General features: G+C 66.1%; 24 protein-coding genes. 11 read left to right on the forward strand and 13 right to left on the reverse strand.

The features are described 5' to 3' along the window. Both ASG32_RS13390 and ASG32_RS13395 read left to right on the forward strand, forming a co-directional pair. Positions 1–568, forward strand: a 568-nt coding sequence (locus ASG32_RS13390; RefSeq protein WP_157861961.1) for a hypothetical protein, incomplete at its 5' end; no start/stop codon positions are given. 112 nt (positions 569–680) lie between these two features. Further along, a complete protein-coding gene (locus ASG32_RS13395; protein WP_056526745.1) occupies positions 681–1,142 on the forward strand; it encodes a VOC family protein in 462 nt (153 codons plus the stop codon). Here the strand turns inward: ASG32_RS13395 and ASG32_RS13400 are convergent. After that, positions 1,139–1,345 carry a hypothetical protein gene (locus ASG32_RS13400; RefSeq protein WP_056526748.1) on the reverse strand — a complete coding sequence of 69 codons (207 nt, stop codon included), beginning with the start codon at positions 1,343–1,345 and terminating at the stop codon, positions 1,139–1,141. The genes ASG32_RS13395 and ASG32_RS13400 overlap by 4 nt on opposite strands. Positions 1,346–1,392: 47 nt before the next feature. Continuing rightward, positions 1,393–2,394, reverse strand: coding sequence for a P63C domain-containing protein (locus ASG32_RS13405; RefSeq protein WP_056526751.1), 1,002 nt, complete (start codon positions 2,392–2,394; stop codon positions 1,393–1,395). 439 nt (positions 2,395–2,833) lie between these two features. Here ASG32_RS13405 and ASG32_RS13410 point away from each other — a divergent pair, with 439 nt between their 5' ends. The 3 genes from ASG32_RS13410 (at position 2,834) to ASG32_RS33860 (ending at position 4,327) form a co-directional block, all read left to right on the forward strand. Next, a complete protein-coding gene (locus ASG32_RS13410) occupies positions 2,834–3,616 on the forward strand; it encodes a hypothetical protein (protein WP_056526754.1) in 783 nt (260 codons plus the stop codon). A 122-nt stretch (positions 3,617–3,738) separates the two neighbouring features. Beyond that, a complete protein-coding gene (locus tag ASG32_RS33855; protein ID WP_157861962.1) occupies positions 3,739–3,939 on the forward strand; it encodes a hypothetical protein in 201 nt (66 codons plus the stop codon). Between the two features lie 124 nt (positions 3,940–4,063). Continuing rightward, positions 4,064–4,327, forward strand: coding sequence for a hypothetical protein (locus tag ASG32_RS33860; RefSeq protein WP_157861963.1), 264 nt, complete (start codon positions 4,064–4,066; stop codon positions 4,325–4,327). 276 nt (positions 4,328–4,603) lie between these two features. On the opposite strand, the gene ASG32_RS33865 is transcribed toward ASG32_RS33860, so the two are convergent. The 3 genes from ASG32_RS33865 to ASG32_RS13420 form a co-directional block, all read right to left on the reverse strand. After that, complete coding sequence (locus tag ASG32_RS33865) at positions 4,604–4,765, reverse strand: hypothetical protein (RefSeq protein WP_157861964.1); 162 nt, start codon at positions 4,763–4,765, stop codon at positions 4,604–4,606. Between the two features lie 94 nt (positions 4,766–4,859). Continuing rightward, entirely contained in the window at positions 4,860–5,039 is a 180-nt protein-coding gene (locus tag ASG32_RS13415; RefSeq protein WP_056526759.1) for a hypothetical protein, read from the reverse strand. A gap of 472 nt (positions 5,040–5,511) precedes the next feature. Further along, complete coding sequence (locus ASG32_RS13420; RefSeq protein WP_056526764.1) at positions 5,512–5,862, reverse strand: cupin domain-containing protein; 351 nt, start codon at positions 5,860–5,862, stop codon at positions 5,512–5,514. Between the two features lie 233 nt (positions 5,863–6,095). Between ASG32_RS13420 and ASG32_RS13425 the strand changes: the two genes are divergently transcribed. Beyond that, the gene (locus ASG32_RS13425) at positions 6,096–6,662 is read left to right on the forward strand and encodes a MucR family transcriptional regulator (RefSeq protein ID WP_056526767.1); all 567 of its coding nucleotides are present in this window, start codon (positions 6,096–6,098) and stop codon (positions 6,660–6,662) included. Positions 6,663–6,723: 61 nt separating this feature from the next. On the opposite strand, the gene ASG32_RS32525 is transcribed toward ASG32_RS13425, so the two are convergent. Next, positions 6,724–7,377, reverse strand: coding sequence for a hypothetical protein (locus ASG32_RS32525; RefSeq protein ID WP_082557866.1), 654 nt, complete (start codon positions 7,375–7,377; stop codon positions 6,724–6,726). Between the two features lie 580 nt (positions 7,378–7,957). Between ASG32_RS32525 and ASG32_RS13430 the strand changes: the two genes are divergently transcribed. Then, the gene (locus ASG32_RS13430; protein WP_244491935.1) at positions 7,958–8,290 is read left to right on the forward strand and encodes a hypothetical protein; all 333 of its coding nucleotides are present in this window, start codon (positions 7,958–7,960) and stop codon (positions 8,288–8,290) included. A 181-nt stretch (positions 8,291–8,471) separates the two neighbouring features. Here the strand turns inward: ASG32_RS13430 and ASG32_RS34490 are convergent, their stop codons facing one another. Beyond that, complete coding sequence (locus ASG32_RS34490; RefSeq protein WP_199866113.1) at positions 8,472–8,615, reverse strand: hypothetical protein; 144 nt, start codon at positions 8,613–8,615, stop codon at positions 8,472–8,474. A gap of 236 nt (positions 8,616–8,851) precedes the next feature. Here ASG32_RS34490 and ASG32_RS33870 point away from each other — a divergent pair, with 236 nt between their 5' ends. The 3 genes from ASG32_RS33870 to ASG32_RS13445 all read left to right on the forward strand — a co-directional run bounded on the left by ASG32_RS33870 (position 8,852) and on the right by ASG32_RS13445 (position 10,109). Continuing rightward, the gene (locus ASG32_RS33870; RefSeq protein WP_157861965.1) at positions 8,852–9,028 is read left to right on the forward strand and encodes a hypothetical protein; all 177 of its coding nucleotides are present in this window, start codon (positions 8,852–8,854) and stop codon (positions 9,026–9,028) included. A 415-nt stretch (positions 9,029–9,443) separates the two neighbouring features. Next, complete coding sequence (locus ASG32_RS13440) at positions 9,444–9,743, forward strand: hypothetical protein (RefSeq protein WP_056526777.1); 300 nt, start codon at positions 9,444–9,446, stop codon at positions 9,741–9,743. An 84-nt stretch (positions 9,744–9,827) separates the two neighbouring features. Next, positions 9,828–10,109, forward strand: a complete 282-nt coding sequence (locus tag ASG32_RS13445) for a hypothetical protein (RefSeq protein ID WP_056526781.1) — start codon at positions 9,828–9,830, stop codon at positions 10,107–10,109. 144 nt (positions 10,110–10,253) lie between these two features. Here ASG32_RS13445 and ASG32_RS13450 read toward each other — a convergent pair whose 3' ends face one another. Next, on the reverse strand, positions 10,254–10,502 hold the full coding sequence (locus ASG32_RS13450) for a hypothetical protein (RefSeq protein WP_056526784.1): 249 nt from the start codon (positions 10,500–10,502) through the stop codon (positions 10,254–10,256). 122 nt (positions 10,503–10,624) lie between these two features. Here ASG32_RS13450 and ASG32_RS33875 point away from each other — a divergent pair, with 122 nt between their 5' ends. Further along, the gene (locus ASG32_RS33875) at positions 10,625–10,849 is read left to right on the forward strand and encodes a hypothetical protein (protein WP_157861966.1); all 225 of its coding nucleotides are present in this window, start codon (positions 10,625–10,627) and stop codon (positions 10,847–10,849) included. Positions 10,850–11,989: 1,140 nt separating this feature from the next. Here ASG32_RS33875 and rpmG read toward each other — a convergent pair. The 5 genes from rpmG to rnr form a co-directional block, all read right to left on the reverse strand. Next, the gene (rpmG, locus tag ASG32_RS13455; protein WP_020092568.1) at positions 11,990–12,157 is read right to left on the reverse strand and encodes a 50S ribosomal protein L33; all 168 of its coding nucleotides are present in this window, start codon (positions 12,155–12,157) and stop codon (positions 11,990–11,992) included. A 106-nt stretch (positions 12,158–12,263) separates the two neighbouring features. Beyond that, positions 12,264–13,448 carry an MFS transporter gene (locus ASG32_RS13460; protein WP_244491936.1) on the reverse strand — a complete coding sequence of 395 codons (1,185 nt, stop codon included), beginning with the start codon at positions 13,446–13,448 and terminating at the stop codon, positions 12,264–12,266. Then, entirely contained in the window at positions 13,445–14,188 is a 744-nt protein-coding gene (locus ASG32_RS13465; RefSeq protein ID WP_056526787.1) for an NUDIX domain-containing protein, read from the reverse strand. Before ASG32_RS13465 ends, ASG32_RS13460 begins: the two co-directional genes overlap by 4 nt. Further along, positions 14,145–14,609 (reverse strand): DUF983 domain-containing protein, encoded by a 465-nt coding sequence (locus tag ASG32_RS13470; RefSeq protein WP_020092565.1) that lies wholly within the window; start codon positions 14,607–14,609, stop codon positions 14,145–14,147. Before ASG32_RS13470 ends, ASG32_RS13465 begins: the two co-directional genes overlap by 44 nt. Before the next feature lie 23 nt (positions 14,610–14,632). Next, positions 14,633–16,954 carry a ribonuclease R gene (gene rnr / locus ASG32_RS13475; protein WP_056526790.1) on the reverse strand — a complete coding sequence of 774 codons (2,322 nt, stop codon included), beginning with the start codon at positions 16,952–16,954 and terminating at the stop codon, positions 14,633–14,635. Positions 16,955–17,014 lie beyond the last annotated feature (60 nt).

Below are 17,014 nucleotides of genomic sequence, written 5' to 3' on the forward strand. Positions count from 1 at the left end.
CGGAACCGAGCACTTCAGCGCCGCTCGCTCGCCCAGCCATCGTCACGCGACCGACGATGCACTAACTTCGAACCTGGGCCACCGCATGGGGGCAGGCCACGCCGAGCGGCAAGGGATAGCCGAGCATCACCAGGAACAACCGCCCGCGGCGCCGTCGACCCCGCCTCCGTGGCGCGAGGTCACAACGGACGAGTATCACCCGCGAATCCACGAGGACAGTCTCGGCGGCTCTGCCTACATCGCCGCCGGCCGCGTGGTGCACCAGATGCTGCAGGATCAGCTCGACGGGAAGTACCGCCTCAGGCTTGTTCTCCGCGAGTCCGTCGACCTCGCTGGCCGGGACAAGAAGCGTCAGAACCCCTACTGGCTATGGGCCTACGATCGCGGCGTGAGCACGATCCTGAGCGCGGCCGAGGTCGTGATCGAGATGCGATCCGGCCAGCGCCACACCGTCCGAATGGTACGCAATCCCGAGGATGCCAAAGACCCCGGCAGTGGATGGGCGGACGGCGTGCAGGGTGGGATCGCGCCGGGGCCTTGGCTGAGACGGCCAGTTCCGATCCGGTGACTGCTCAGTCGCGCTCTTCGTCGGCGGCAAAATCAGTTCGGCGACAGCCAACGCGGCGCAAGCGGGACTGCTACCGCTCAGCTACACCATCACGAAGGTGAGGAGTAATTTAATGGCCAAAAGCAAATTGCTGCGAATGGACAATATCGGCGTCGTGGTGGAATCCCTCGATGAAGCCATTTCCTTTTTTACCGAGCTTGGGCTGACGTTTGAGGGGCGAGCCCTGGTTGAAGGAGAATGGGCCGGACGCATCACTGGGCTGGGTAACCAGCGCGTCGAGATCGCAATGATGGTCACTCCCGACGGCCACAGCCGGCTCGAGCTCTCGCGTTTCCTCGCCCCACCTGTTGTCGCCGATCACCGAAACGCACCAGTGAACGCGCTCGGTTACCTGCGCGCTATGTTCACAGTGAGCGACATCGACGAAACACTCGCAAGACTCCGCAAGCACGGTGCGCAGCTTGTCGGCGAAGTAGTCCAGTACGAGGATTCGTATCGGCTCTGCTATATCCGCGGCCCAGAAGGACTTCTCATCGGACTGGCAGAACCACTCGGGCTTGTCGGTGATGTTTAGGCGATCAGCTGCCGATCCGTCCAGCCGAGCCGGTGCGCCTCGGCGCCGAACTGGTCGAGGAAGGCCAGCGCGTTCGACCGCATCGCCGCCCACTTCGCCGGCAGGAGATACCGGCACGGCGAGGCGTGCTCGGACAGGCGCTCGATCTGGTCGCGCCAGGAGGCGACGGCGGGCGGAAGGTCGGCGGCGGGGTTGGCTGACATGCCGGTGCGGGTACCGGCAGCGCCTTAACAATCCGCTTGGGTACCACCTACCCTGCAGCCGAGAAGAAAGGGAGCTCCAGGGTCTCGTTACGCTTCGGGAAGGCTTGATTGAGAGCGAGCATGAAGCTGTCCCAATCAGCGCTGGCGCGTTGAAGCGCCATAATTGCGAACAGATGCTGCGACAACATCGGATGGCCAACGTCGTCTGTCAGCCACTGATGATGCTTCGATTTGCGGCGCCCCCTTTCATCTTTCGGATTGTGGGCCTCAAGTTCTTCTAGGACCCCGGGTGCCAAACGCTCGTACACGATGTCTTTCGTGTAGTGCGCCACAACGCTGAAGCGGTTTTTGCCCATGCCGGGCCAATTCCAGCCGCGCAACCGATAGATCTGTTTATAAAATTCATCCGGGAAGCGCTTTACCCAAGCCGCCAATTCCTTGCGGATGATCTGTTCAAGATAAGCCTGCAGAGCATCCCGGGGCCTCAGATCCTGGTACCCGGTAGCCTCATCAACTAGTGCAATGATGCCGAGGCGTGAGAACGCTCGAACAAGGATCTCACACTGCTGGGCAACGATGAGCTGCGGGGGCGTAAGGACGTTTCCAGCCTGCCGAGCATCCAAGTAGATTTCACAGACTGCCGGCAAGATTTCGGCTTTGTATCCTTCGCCACGGCCGCCGCGATTTGTTCGAAATTCGATAGGAGCGAGGACCGACTGGTAATCTTCCCGAATAAAGGGGGTGAGATTTTTGGCCTCCAGAAACACGGGGAGCTGGGTACCGCTGTACTTTCTTCCGCGCCATGTCCGCTTCAGTGCCTTCATGACCCCGCGGGTAGAGAGAAGCCGCTCGCCGTTCTCGAGGACATAGCAGTCCATCTCAGCGTCGCCGACCTTTAGCACGCCGACGTGCGTAGCGAGCGGAAGCCCTTCGGTATCCCAGCGGGCCTTGGCCGCATTTCTCGCCTGAGCTTTCCGCTCTTCTGGCGTCAACGAGGCAGCGCGAGCGACGCCTCCCTTGGCTCTGTTGGATTTGAACGTAAAGGTCATCGCGGCCTCAGAATGCCTGCATTAATGGGATAATGCAGGCATAAGGCAGGTGGTTCCGCGCAGAATGCGTGCAAAGCGGGGGAAGCCAAGGAGGGGCCGCGAGACGCAGTGTTCGACACCGATGAAACGATGGCAGGCGCCTTTCCTCGGCAAGAGCCCGAATGCAGCCCAATATTGTGAGGTGACTGGTACCTTGCCCGCTCAGCCCGGCCCGGATCCGCCCACATGAGGGCTGGAGCTGTACCCCTTTGCATGCACCGCGGCCAAACGCATGCCGCTATCTTGCGATCTCGGTTCGGCTTGGTAGAGTGAGCGCGGGTTAGGCACCTGTGACCTGTCGCCGGGTCAAACGTCTTTCGGAACCCTCCTGACGGTCTCGCATCCCCTTAGGGCATGCAGCTAACCGGCGATCTGCGAAGCCCGACCTGGAGATGCTGCCGTGTTCAAGCTGCACGTTGCCGTCACACGCGCGTCCGTCGACGCCATGAAGGCCGACCTCACCAAGACCCTTCCGGACGTGAAGTCTTCTCATCGCTGTGAGGCGCTGGCGCGCGCCTTCGGCTTCCGCACTTACGCAACCATGCGGGCCGCTACCGCGGACGCCTCTGAGGCTTTAGTCCGCGAAGCCGACGCGTGTGTTTTCGCTGCCTACTTGGTCGGGCACGGGTTTGAGGTCGATACGCGCCTTTTCCAGTATGCCGCGGCGCGGGCTGCGATGGAGGCAGTGCTGGCCTCCGAGCCGCAGCTGAACCCCAATGGATTTGGCGCCGGTGGTCCCAAGCGGGTCAATGGGATTTGGGAGACCCAGGCCGCTCGAGCAAAGCGCGTCGAGGATGCCCGAACCAAGTTCATGGACGAGACCAGCGTCGAGGAGTTTCTACTGGCTCTCGCCTTCGTGTCGCGGCTTACACCGATGAAAGTGATCAATTCTCGCGCGGGTAGCTACGGTCTAAAGCATGACGCCGAGAGGCAGCCGTGCACCTTTCCTGATGGCCGGCCTCTCGGGCATGGCTATATCTCGAATGGAGCGTTCATCGTCGCAGCAGTCCATGCCGGCTTCCGGTTCAAGGCCTACGAGGATGCGCGTGGCCTGCCGTCATTGAACGTCGCCTTCAACATGTCGGCACGCTCAATCACCAGGGCGAGGGCCGGTTCGAACGTCTCAAACAAACCGCAGCGTTCAAACGAGGCCACGGGTGGGGCTCAGATGGCGCTGCACTGAACGAGACGCCGGCTGCGTTAGCCGCCCGCTCGGCCCCGCCCCGATCCGCTTACGGGGCAGGGTTGACACCGGCCTCAAAACTCTGTCCCGCGAAAATTGTCGAAAGCAATTGGAGTGGCGATATGAAGACCAGCGACAAGATCAAATTTCGGTTCGAGTCGGACGCCGATCATGAGGGCATCAGCAAAGATGCCGTCGGCCTAGTTCTACGAGCCGAAGATCTGCCAGCGAACCCGAAAATGGTTGAGGTCGAGTTCGGCGGAAAGAAGCTTTGGGGGTATCGTTCCGAGAGCCGCTTTATGCTGGTAGATCCCACTGGTTGAGGCGAGCACGAAAAAGCCCCGCGCGGCGGTGCCGGGCGGGGCTGAAGGTGTCTCGGGAGAAACGGCCGGCCCGACGCGAAGGAAGGTCAGCTTTGCGCACTCGCGGATCCCCGACTACCTGCGTATGCTGATCGTCATGCATCCCGCACCTTTTCGCGTTTGTGCCGTCGACTGCCCGCTTGCATCACTTCTGGCCAGGCCAGCGGCAGACATCGGTGCTGCATCGGCGGAAGCGGTGTGGATGGCGCAGTTCATCGGGCGTGTAGGCAGCAGCGACTACCTGATCAGGATCATGGAAGGCGATCGGGTTGTAGAGGAAGCCTTGGCTTCTTGGTGGCGCCAGCTCACTCCGCTGGAACTGAAGTGCCTGATCGCTGACTTGAGGTGAGGGCCAACGCCGATATTCCGGCGTAACCGCGAACGTCGCCAAGCGGATCACTACGCCGCGGCGCGGCGGTTAACACGAAAAAACCGCCGCGGCCGGAGCCGGGCGGTTCGAGGTGGTTGCGTTCACGGGATGTAGACGGCGGAGGCGCTGCTTAATCCACTGGAGGCCGCTGTCGGTCTGCGACCCACCCGCCGATGAACAGGCCGATTATGAGGCCGACGCCGACTCACATCATGGTCTCGGTGGGGGGGCCTTTCCAGAGGCAGGCGATGTGCCTCAGCCGAATGAGCCCACCGCCGGTAGGTCACGATCTGCCGAAGGCAGGCGCTTGGCAATCCGCGCCCGTGGCAGCTGCGCCATCGTCTCTGCATAGCCGGGTGCAACAGTTTCAGGCACGAGAACGATGCGCGCGGCGGCGCGGTCTTTCATGGTCGACATGGGACGCTCCGTGCAGCACTGGGCAAGGCCCACTTGTGCGATGCAACGGATATAGGGTGCGGCGCGATAGGGCGCTGCTGCACGCGGCGTTCTGTCAGCGCTTGCAGCGCACCGCGTCCGGCAGCCGGTGCGTCCGCCTCACCCGGGCAGAGACGCGCAGGAAGGTCACGAAGTTCTCCGCCTCATCGAGGCTCATCCCGCTGGCCACTGGATCATGGTCCTGCACGACTGTGTGGGTTCCATCACCGGCGAGCTTCACGCTGATCCTCGGCATCACGCCTCTCCCTGCAGAACCTCAGGAGGCGCTCTGGCTCGGAACAGCGCCTTACAAATCAACCGACAGACCATGCGCTTGGTTCTGACCGTCGGTTGGGCGTCCACAGATCGCTGAGGGCGATTGGCCTACGACTGTTCCGACACAAGGCGAGTTGGAGGCTGACGAGCGCTGAAGCGTTGGGCATCACGAGAGCATGAAAGGCAGCAGAGACGCAGTAGCCGAGCCGGCTGCTATGGCGACGTCCAGGAAGGCTTCGACTGGGTCATCAGGCGACAGGAGCACCCAATCCGCGAAGCCTGCGGTCAGTATAATCATGAGAGCCGCGAGGACGAAGCGGGTTCGGAGAGGCGGCTGCGTCATGATCCGGTCTACGCTCGAACCGAGCCGGTGGCCATCCGACACGCTCGGTCCTGAAAGCAGAAAATCCGCCCCAGATTGCCCCCCGGGATGTTCCACAAGTAACCTTTCGCTATGAGACCGACTCCTGCAGGGGCTTCCCCTTGTCGACGACGTAGACCGACAGGACTTTGATGGTCTGGTCGCCGACGACGGTGTAGCCGGAGTGATGGAGCCCTCTGGGAATGACGCCGTGTTCGCCCGGGAAACGCTCCAGCGGCGGTCGACCGGGCTCCAGCACCATGCCGCCCTCCAGCACGTAGAACGTCTCTTCGCCGTGGTGATAGTGGCGCGGCGAGGTCACGCCAGGCGGAAACTCCACCAGTTGGGTGACGATCTCCAGATGATCGAGACCGGTAACCGGCGATCGGCTGAGCTCAGTCCGCTTGATCGCCGGAGCGGGGTTGAAGTCAGCGCTCACCATTTGCTTCTCCTGCTCGACGCCGGCTGGTGCGGTCCCATCGCCGAAAGCCGATCCACCCTGTCTGAGCGGTCAGGGGCTCCTCTCAGTCCCAACTGATTACAATTTGATATCGGCCAGAAATCAATCGCGAAACCGGTAGATATCTATCGCGACTGAACCGTTTCGCCGCGAAAGCCCTTGACGAAATCCTAAATTGATCTCGTTTATCGCGCACGCACATCATGGAGGCGCAAATGGACGAGAACACATCGACCCCGATGGCGGAACAACCTCCCTTCGTCGAGCTAACGACCGAGATCGTTGCGGCCTACGTGGCGAACAACTCCGTGCCGGTGGCTGAGCTGCCGGCGCTTTTGTCGAGTGTTCATGCTGCGATCGCCGGTCTCAACGGTGCTTCTGCTTCAGCCGAGCCCAAGGCGGAGAAGCTGACTTCGGCCCAGATCCGCAAGTCGATCACTCCGGACGCGCTGATCAGCTTCATCGACGGCAAGCCTTACAAGACCCTCAAGCGGCACCTCACCGGCAACGGCCTGACGATGGAAGAGTACCGCCAGCGCTTTGGGCTGCCGGTGGACTATCCGTCCACGGCCGCCAGCTACTCGGCCATGCGCGCTGAGTTCGCCCGGAGCAACGGGCTCGGTCAGAGGCGAAAGGCGGCTGCGAAGGTGGCGGACGTCGCCGAGACCGTTGCCGATGCGCCCAAGCCCCGGGGTCGGAAGAAGGCTGCCGAGGCCGCTGCCGCTCCGGCTGAGAACCCGGCCAGGGCGCGGAAGTCGAAGAAGGCCGCCGCTGCCGAATAGGGTGGAGCGCAAGAAGGAGCCCCGGCCCCCTAATCGGCCGGGGCTCCTTCGTTTCAGACGCTCAGCCAGCGCGCCGGTTGCAGCGGACGTATGCCGAGGAACCCCACGCACTCGTCCACGTCAGGTGGTCGCCGTCGACGACGAGACGGACCTTGGTGGACCAGCGGCGATCGTGATCTCCGCAGTCGGCGGCCATGATCCAGGCATTTCCGGCCCGATGAGCGTCACGGAAGCTGCAGACGGTGTCGCCCGCCTTGGCGCGATCGGGCGTGATCGTCGCTGGCAGATAGCCTTTGCGGCGCCCTCGTGCGCCGCAGGCATCGGCCGTAGGCCCCCAGATCCCAACATAGTCCGCCACAACTGAAGCCGGTTGAGGCGCGACTGCTGGTGCCTGGAGATGGGCTTCGGGCATCGGTTGTGGCGGCTCGATCTCGACGGCGGGCACCTCTGCGGTTGCTGAGATCGAGGAGGTTGCAGGAGGCTCGGGCGTCGCCATCCCGATTACCTGCCGCGGGAAACCCTCGACCTGTTCAATGAGCGGCTCCTCGAAGGCTTGGGCAGATTGGGTCGGAAGCGGCAAATCTTCAGTGAGGTAGGCGGCACAATAAGCGAACAGGCCGATCCAACAGACTGCTAGAAGGATTTGGGGAGCATTATTGCGTCGACGTTCGATCTGGGGCTTGACAGCCGCTTCGGCCAAGAATGTCGCCCCCATCTCTTTCTTCCGCCTCCGCCTTCGACTGGCCTGTATGCCCGGCGAGCATTCACGGTGATCCGGATGACAGTCATCCCGATACAGCTCAGCCGTCGCTCAACTTTGAATTGTTGAGTGATTGGATTACCGTCGGGCGAATGGTTAACGACAGGTTAATGCCAGGCGGTTTCCTCAATCCCAATATGATGCCGCGGCTGCGGCATAGTAGCTACGGCGGCCGATCGCCTGCTGATCGAGCTGCGGGCCGGCATTGAGGCGCTCATCCAGCGCCCGCCGGATCACGCTGGGGTCGGCCGCTTCCGCGTCGCGCAGCTGCCAGATGAGTACGATGCCGCCCAGGAGCGAGGTGAAATCGCTCGCCCCCGCCAGTTGGGCCGACCTCGGCCTGATGCGGAAGGCAATTCACGAGGCCTGGCAGCAGTTCGAACCGGATCCGCCGGCTCCGGAAAGCGCCCCCGCACCAGATGAGTCCGCGCCGGAGCCAAGCAACCCACGATCCTCCGCGTCGTTGCCCCGTTGACTAAGGCAAGGCGGCGCGACCGCCGGAGACCTGGCTATGCGCTGCCGAGCCCCTGTTGTCTTGGCCCTCGCCGTTGGCGTGCATGCCGCACCCGCCTACGCGCAGACCCAGGAAGAGCAAGCCTTGGCCCTGCTTCGCGCATCCAGCGCGCAGTCGGCCATCATCACGTTCTGCGGCAAGCACTACGCGATCGACGGCACGACCGCGCTGCGGATATCTCAGACCGCGCGAGACGTGGCCACCAAGGTGCTCGGCCAGGAGCGGGCGAACGCCGCTTTCAAGGACGAGCTGGCGCGGCGCTACGCCGAGGTGAAAGAGGTCGGTGAACAGCAGTGGTGCACCGACCAGCGCGACGAGCTGTCGGAGGGCGATGTGCGGATCTTCAAGAACTGAGGCACCGTCTTGCACTCGACTCGCTGTCGCACGGCAGGCACCACAGCGACCCTTGCTTGACGCCGGTCGGTTCGGCCCCGCCGCCTGATCCGATCACAGACGGCGGGGGAACCCCGGATCTCACCAGCGGTGAGCCTGACCGTTACGCGACGCGGCTCGACAGCATCATGCTGGAGGCGGGTTAGCGCGCCGTCAGCTGGGCCCGCGGGGCCTTGTGTCGAAACAGGCCGCGCACGAGCCGGAAGGGCAGCCGCACGAGCCTGTAGAGGGCATGGGCGGCCATAACGGCGAGGACGGCGACAAGCGCCAGGATCGTGTTCAACAATGCAGGCACTCCGGACGGCGTGAACTAAGCGGCCGCCTCCCCGTGGCCCTCAGGAGGCGCGCCGATCGCGGCGGGATTGTGGGCCTAGGGCGGCGCGCATGGTCGCCGAGTAGCTCGATACTGGCAGCTGCGGCTGTGGCCCGAACCGTGCACGACGCAACTTCGCCCATGGCGGGCGTTTCCTCCTCGACTCGGCCGGGGCCTACGGGCTCCGGCCTCTTTCGTGAGGATCAAGCATGTCGCCGTGGTTGGCTGCCGTCCTGAGCCTCGAGACCGCGCTGTGCTCCGCGATCCTGGCTGAAGCTGCACACGATCGGCTTGAAGAGGAAGCGCCCTCAACTGGGATCGCCCGCGTCTCAGCGTGGCTCCTGCTGGCCGCCACCGGCTTCCTGCTCTGGTCGAAAGCCACCTGACTGGCCGCGTCGTCGTGTTGATCGGTCGGCGGGGATCGGAACAGGTCGATTAGGGGTGCACTATCAAGGCAACGGGTCTCGCAGCCTGACGCCAGGGCCGCCGCTGTCCTGGGGTATGAACTGAAGGCCCTCAGCCTCGAGAGCGCGCTGGACGGCCTGGACATTCACCGAGCGTCCAGCGATCGGCCCAGCCGCTGCGGCCTCCATGTTGCGGATCGTGTTGACGTTTAACCGAGCGAGCTCGGCGAGCTTGGATTGCTCCATGCCTATGAGCGCGCGCGCCGCCTTAAGCTGGTTGCCAGTGGTAAGCATATAGCCCTCAGATTGGGCAATCTATGTATCACACCTAGAAAAGCGTTGACATGGCGCTCAGCATGGCACATCTAGGTATCAGAACCAAATCTGAGCTTGCCAGATGTCCATCCAGCGCCGCATCTCTTGGAACGCCGCTCTTCGCAACGTCCGCGATGACCGCGGCGTGATTGCGACCGGACTTCTTGCCGCCAGAGCCAGCATCAACCTGACGATCCGCCTCAGCCGCCGCTCTCTGGTCATCGCCGGCAGGTTCGACCGGTCTGCGATCATGCTGGCCGCTGCCAAGGCCGCTCGAGCCCATCAGGAAAGGTTCGGCTGCTCTTGGGCCGAGGCCATGGCGGTGGCTCTCAAGGCCGCCTGGGGCGCCGCCAAACTCGCCCGCCACATGGCTGCCCACTGAAGCTCTGACCGCGCCGGGCAGATCCGCCTGGGCCCTCTTTCACCGCCACCTCGACCACCACGAGCCCCACCGGGAGCCCGATCGATGACGTACGCCCGTATCCCCGATTTCAGCCAGCCAGTTCCAACCCGCAGGCCCGCCGTTATCGACACGGTCCGCGAGCTGCCGCGCGAGCTCAGATCATCCATCCTGCCGAACGAGCCGATGCTTGACGCCATCGAGCTGTGGGATGAAGTCACTCCTGCTCCCCTATACACGGCGCACATCCGCGCCCGTCGCTTCCTGAATCTCGCGGGCGAGGCGCTCGCAGCCGCTCTCATCATCGCCGGAGGCGTGTTCGCCTTCGGCTACCTTCCTCTGACGTGAAGGGGAGGGGGCATGACCAAATCGACCTCAAGGAAACCGCAGGCAACACCGCGTGCGTCCCTGCGAGAGCGAGCGGCCGATGTAGAGGCATCCGCAGCTCGCGTTTTGCGACGGGAGCCCACACCCCACGCAGCGCCTCCTGCGTCACTGGCCCAGGTTCAAGCCAGGGCCGTGGACCTGAGCGGCCTCGGTATCACGCAGCTCAGCAACCTCTTCGACGTGTTCGAAGCGGTTCACCATCAGTGGCTCGCTGTGGGCTGTCAGCCGTTCGCAGAGCACCATGATCCGGTCAAAGGCGTGGCGCCGAATGCTGCGGGCAAATTGGCTGAGCAGGAAGCGACCCGCGCAGCTCTCATCCGAGACCGGATCGCTGATGAAGTTCGCCTTCGCCAACCGCAGGACGACTGGCAGCGCGACGAATCTCTCAGCCTACGCATCAAGGATGAGCTCCTCTGCGAGGGAGGGATCCGGAATCGAGCCCTCTTAATGGAAGCTGTGAAGGCCTGGGGCTGAGCATGAGCAACGTCGTCCCGTTCCCCGCCAGCCGCCGGATCGCGGCCAAAGCGATTCCACGTGAAGAGTTCGAGCAACTCGCCGAGCTCGCCCTCGACGTTGTCCAACGCATCGTCACTTTGCTTGATGGGGAAGACACCCAGGATGCTGCTGAGCACTTGAGAGGCAGGCGGCTGTCTCCTGATCGCGGTGAGCCAGAAGCAGGTGACGCTGGGGACAGCCGGTGATGCTGGGCTGCTAATCCGAGCGTGAAATGGTTGGCGCCGACAGAGCGGCTCAGCCCCAGCCTATTCCTCCCATACGAATTCCAGTCGGCCGCCTAAGATCGTCAAAGCCTTCTCGATCGCGCTTGTTCTCACGTGCCCACTCCGCGATGTGGAGCGGAAATACTGACCTGAAGCAGCCTCAAGATCGAGGAACCGCATTGATAGGCCTTCTGCACGTGCCCGTAGCTTCACGGTGTCGACGATCACGTTGCCAGACAGTTTGAACGGATATGTCGGGCGGTAAAGCCTCAACTTGCATGCCTGGCCGCGAATGGCGTCGCCAGTACGTTTGGGAAATGCCTGTCGCACCTCACTCCAAGCTGCCACAGGATAGAGGCGTCGCAATCTGGATATTTCGGCAGCTGTCCAAGGCCGGATCGAACCCGTCGGCCAGCGGCGATACCATTGCACGGCGCAAGCGTTGAAGGTCCGATGTGGCAAGACGGCCGCCAGCTTTTTACGGTCGGGGTAGTGAGCCCGCACCAGCGCCAGTTCTGGCGCCGTCCAACGCCGATGCCCGCAATGCAATTCCATCCACGCGCTTGACGCAGGCATAAGGCGTCGTCGGATGCTCATGCGCCCACTCCCATTCGACCGGCCAGAGGCGTTCTCGAACTCGAATGGCCCGCACGCTCGCGGTGGCCTGGTCGGCTGGGATCAGGTTGTCGGTAGGTTCAGGGCTGCGAGGTAAAAGGCAGGTGAAGACCTCAGCATCTGCGGCGAGCAGATGCCACAACGCATGGACGGTTACCCGATCGAGAGGCCACGGCGATGGGATGAAGCCCGAACGCAGGCTAAGGAGATCGATACGATCGAAGAGCGCTGCGAAGGCAAGAAGGCCGCCCCTGGTAGCCGCCCGGCGCTTGCTGGCAGAGAACGCACACCGATTGGGTGACAGCATCACGGTCGAAGCCGACGTAGCGACCGAACTGGATTGGGTGCCCAAGAAGGTCCGAGCCGAGCGCGAGGGATGAGGTGGCACGACGCTCTCGCCAGCCATAGCCCGCTCTATGTGTGATCCCGCTGTGACCCAAACGAGAAAATCCGCCCCTTTTCAGGGGCGGCTTTCGCAATCAGATCAACGACTTAGCTGTCGACCAGTTACTTGATCTTGGTTTCCTTGAAGTCGACGTGCTTGCGCGCGACCGGGTCGTACTTGCGCATCGTCAGCTTCTCGGTCTGCGTGCGGGAGTTCTTCTTGGTGACGTAGAAATAGCCCGTGTCGGCGGTGGAGACGAGCTTGATCTTGACGGTGACGGCCTTGGCCATGGCGCGGCGCTCCTGCAGGGTGCGGCATTCCGCGTGAGCGAAACGCAAATGGCCGGGAGGGCCCGGCCGAATACGGGCGGGTGAATGCCCGATCGGGCCCGGCAGGTCAAGAGCGGACGCGCCGGCCCTCCGTCGCGGCGAGCCAGCCCGCGAAGGCCAGGAACAGGGCGAGCAGCGCCAGCGCGAACCCGTTCGGCGGCACGAGGTCGAGCCCGCCGCCGATCACCGGCGGCCCCAGCATCAGCCCGACATTGTAGAGCACCACGAAGGCCGCGTTGGCGCCCGCGAGATCGTTCGGCGGCGTGCGGTCGCCCAGCATCGCGAGGCCGACCGTGTAGAGGGTCCCGGCGATGCCGCCCCAGACGAGGAGCAGCGCGCCGAACGCCGCCGGATGGCCGGCCGCGAGGGGGATCAGGGCCGAGCCCGCCGCCCCCGCGAGGCCCGCGCCGAGGAGCACCGCGCCCCGGTCGAGGCGGTCGGCGAGCCAGCCGAACGGGATCTGGAACAGCACGTTGCCCAGCGCGATCAGGCTGACGAGGCCGGCCGCCCCTTGCGCGTCGTAGCCGAGGCGCAGGCCGTAGAGCGGCAGGATGGCGAAGATGCCGGTCTCCACCGCCCCGTAGGCCAGGGCCGCCGCCAGGGCGCCGGGGGCGAGCCGGACGTAGCCGAGGATGCCGCGGCCGGAGCCCGTCTCGATCGTCGGCGACAGCCCGCGGGCTAGGGCGATGGGCAGGCCGCCGGCCAGCATGAGGGCGGCCCCCGTCGCGTAGGGCGCCAGCCCCTCGGTCCCGACCAGGGCCAGCAGCAGCGGTCCGACCGCGAAGCCCGCCGCCAGCACGGTGGCGTAGATGCCCATCACCAGGCCGCGCCGCTCCGGCGGGGCGGCGGCGTTGATCCAGTACTCGGAGAGGACGAAGAGCGCGCCGAGCGTCGCCGAGAAGACGAAGCGCAGGGGGAACCACAGGGCGATGCCCGGCAGCATCGGGAACAGCGCGAGGCTGATCGCCCCGACGAGGAGCGCCAGGCCGAGCAGCGGGGCGACGCCGACCCGCGCGGCGAGGCGCGGCACGAACGGCACCGTGCAGATGCTGGCGATGCCCGCCACCGCGGTGTTGAGCCCGATCAGCGTGCTCGACGCGCCGCGCCGCTCCATCTCGATCGAGAGGAGCGGGATCGACAGGCTGAGCCCGATGCCGACGACGGTGACGCAGGTCACGGCCGCCGAGATCGCCGCCACGTCCTCCGAACTGATCCCCCGCCGCCCGTCCTGCAATCCGTCCGGACCGCTCACAAGGCCACCCGTTCGCGCCGCCCGTAGCGCTCGTAATGGAAGGGGATCATCCGGTAGGGCGCGAAATCGACGGCGATCTGCGCCTCCAGCTCGTCGAGGATCGCGCGGGTGATGAAGGGGAGGTCGAGCTTACGGGCCGCGTCGAGCTGCACCCAGGCGAGTTCGGTGAACTCGCCATCGGCCTGAACCCGCCCCGGCTCCTCGGCCGCCACCATCCGGCGGTCGACGGTGAAGAAGCGCGTGTCGAAGCGGCGCACGCGCTTCGGTGGGGTGATCGCGCGGGCGACGAGGTGCAGCGCCTCGAGGTCTGGCAGGACGCCGTGCCGGGCGAACCCCTCCCAGCCCGCAGGGACGTCCTCGGGCGCACCGTGCTCGGTCGTGCCGAGGAGCAGACCGGTCTCCTCGTAGGTCTCGCGGATCGCGGCGAGCGCCAGCGCCCGGCCGAGATGGTGCGGGGGCCGGGACACCTGCCGGGTCAGCGCCGCCTCGGCGTAGTCGGGGAGCGCCCCGGCCACCGGCATGTGGCGGTCGCCGAGTTCGATCCGGCCGCCCGGGAAGACGAACTTGCCCGGCATGAAGGCGAGGTTGGGGTTGCGCCGACCCATCAGGACCTTCGGGCCGCCCCGTCCGCGCCGGTCGATCACGATCATGGTCGCGGCGTCGCGCGGCCGCAGGCGCGCCGCGGCGGGCTTCCGCTCAGGAGCTGTGACGATCGGGGGCTCCCGCTGCGGCTCCGGCAAGGCGCGTCTCCTCAAGCCCCGGGGCGGGGCGGCTCCGCGGTAGCGTGGCGAAGCCGTGCATGCCAAGGGCGTATTGCAGCCCGACGACGGCGCCCTTCACGGGCTGGAGCAGGGCCAGCGCGAAGACGAGGGTGAAGACCGGCCACACGCCCATCTCGACCCAGAGCGGCACGTCGTAGGCGCTCTCGGTCTCCAGGATCAGATAGCCGACGATGTGGGCGACGATGAAGATCACCACGTAGGGCGGCAGGTCGTCGGCCCGGTGGTGGTGCAGCTCCAGGCCGCAGACGTCGCATTCCGGCCGCACCTTGAGGAAGCGGCCGAAGATCCGGCCCTGGCCGCAATGCGGGCAGCGGCCGACGAAGCCGCGGGCCATCGCGGGGATCAGGCGGGTGCGCTCGGGAATCGCGTCGGCGGCCATGCCCCGGCTGTACACCGCCCGGGTCAGCGGCGCGAGCCGCGGTGGCGCGCCCCGGTGTTGCGGATGCCGGGGGGACGGCCGGGCGGCGCGGCCTTGAAGGGCCGCCCGCCGGACTTCTTCCCCGGCCCTGCGGACCGGGCGCCGGAGCGGGTCCGGCCCTCGCTGAGCAGCTCGAAGCGCAGCGCCCCGGCCACCGGCGCGGCCTCCACGAGCCGCACCTCGACCCTGTCACCGAGGCGGAACGTCTCGCCGGTGCGCTCGCCCACCAGGGCGTGGCGGCCCTCCTCGTGGCGGAAATAATCGGCGCCGAGCTGCGAGACCGGCACGAAGCCGTCCGCGCCGGTCTCGTCGAGCTTGATGAACAGGCCGGCCCGGGTGACGCCGGCGATCTGGCCCGCGAAGGTCGCGCCGACCTGGTCGGCGAGGTGGTGGGCGATGAGCCGGTCGATCGTCTCGCGCTCCGCCGCCATGGCGCGGCGCTCGGCCGCCGAGATCTGCTCGCCGATCTGCGCCAGCTCGCCGAGGGAGATTTCGCTCGCGAGCCCGTCCGAGCCGAGCCGGCAGGCGGTGATCAGCGCGCGGTGCACGATCAGGTCGGCGTAGCGCCGGATCGGCGAGGTGAAGTGCGCGTAGCGGCGCAGGTTCAGGCCGAAATGCCCGAGATTCTCGGGCGCGTAGACGGCCTGGGCCTGGCTGCGCAGGATCACCTCGTTGAGGAAGACCCCGTGCTCCGTCTCGGCCGCCGTGGCGAGGATCCGGTTGAACAGGGCGGGGCGCAGCGCCCCTTCCTTGGGCAGCTTGATGCCCACCGAGGCCAGGACCTCGCCGAGCGCCCGCATCTTCTCCAGGGCGGGCTCGTCGTGGACGCGGTAGATCAGCGGCTGGCGCGCCTGCTCCAGGGTCTCGGCGGCGGCGACGTTCGCCTGGATCATGAATTCCTCGATCAGCCGGTGGGCGTCGAGGCGCTCCGGCACGATCACCCGGTCGACCGCGCCCTCGGGGCTCAGGAGGACCTTGCGCTCGGGCAGGTCGAGGGCCAGGGGCCCCCGGCGGTCGCGGGCCGCCCGCAGGGCCGCGTAGGCGGCCCAGAGGGGGCGGAGCGCCGTCTCCAAGAGCGGCCCGGTCGCGTCGTCCGGCCGCCCGTCGATGGCGGCCTGCGCCTGCGCGTAGGCGAGCTTGGCGCGGGAGCGCATCATCACCCGGTGGAAGGCGTGGCGGCGCTTCTCGCCGTCGGCGGCGATGACCATCCGCACCGCCAGCGCCGGCCGGTCCTCGCCCTCGCGGAGCGAGCAGAGGTCGTTCGAGATCCGCTCGGGCAGCATCGGCACGACCCGGTCGGGGAAGTAGACCGAGTTGCCCCGTTCCAGCGCCTCGCGGTCGAGGCTGGAGCCCGGCCGGACATAGGCGGCCACGTCCGCGATGGCGACGGTGAGGATGAAGCCGCCGGGGTTGGCCGGGTCGGGATCGGCCTCGGCCATGACGGCGTCGTCGTGGTCCTTGGCGTCCGGCGGGTCGATGGTCAGGAGGGGCCGGTCGCGCCAGTCCTCGCGGCCCTTCAGGGTGGCGGGCTCGGCGGAATCCGCCTCCGCCAGGGTCGCGTCGGCGAAGACGTGCGGGATGTTGTGCAGGTGCAGGGCGATCAGGCTCACCGCCTTCTCGGAGCCGAGTGAGCCGAGCCGCTCCCGCACACGCCCCTTCGGCAGGCCGAACCGGGTCTCGCGCTCCAGCGAGACGCTGACGAGGTCGCCGTCGCGGGCCTGCCCCTCCTCGCCGGGCGGGATCAGGATCTCGCGGCCCTGCGCGCGCTTCTCGACGGGCACGATCCGGCCGCCCTGCGCGCCGGCCCGGTAGACACCGATGATCTCGGCCTTGTTCTTCCCGATGACCTTGACGACCCGGCCGGTGTAGCCGCCCTCCGCGTCGCGCTCGACCCGGATCAGGGCGCGGTCGCCGATGCCCGGGGCCGGACGGTTGCCCTTCCGGGGGCCGCGGGGCTGCGTCAGCACGATGGCGGGCGGCTTGCCGGTGCCGGTCCACTCCACCGGGACCGCCAGGAAATCGCCGTGGCGGTCGCGGGAGCGGATGTCGGCCAGCACGACCGGCGGCAGATGGCCCGCCGGGGCGAGGCCGTCGCGGCCGCGGTCGAGGGCGCCGTCCTCCTCGATCTCCTTGAGGACGCGCTTCAGGTCGATCTTGGCGGCCCCCTTGATGCCGAAGGCCTTGGCGATCTCCCGCTTGCCGACGCGCTCCTTCGACTCGGCCACGAAGGCGAGGATCTGCTCACGGGTGGGGAAGGGCTGCGGAGCGGCGGGCTCGGCCGCCGGGGCGGTGGTGCGTCGTGCCAAAAGGGGGGTGCCGGAGAGTTCTGCGATAGACGGGACCCGCGTGCGGGCGCGGGACCGAGG

It is taken from the genome of Methylobacterium sp. Leaf361 (genome assembly GCF_001424445.1).
Lineage (GTDB): Bacteria > Pseudomonadota > Alphaproteobacteria > Rhizobiales > Beijerinckiaceae > Methylobacterium.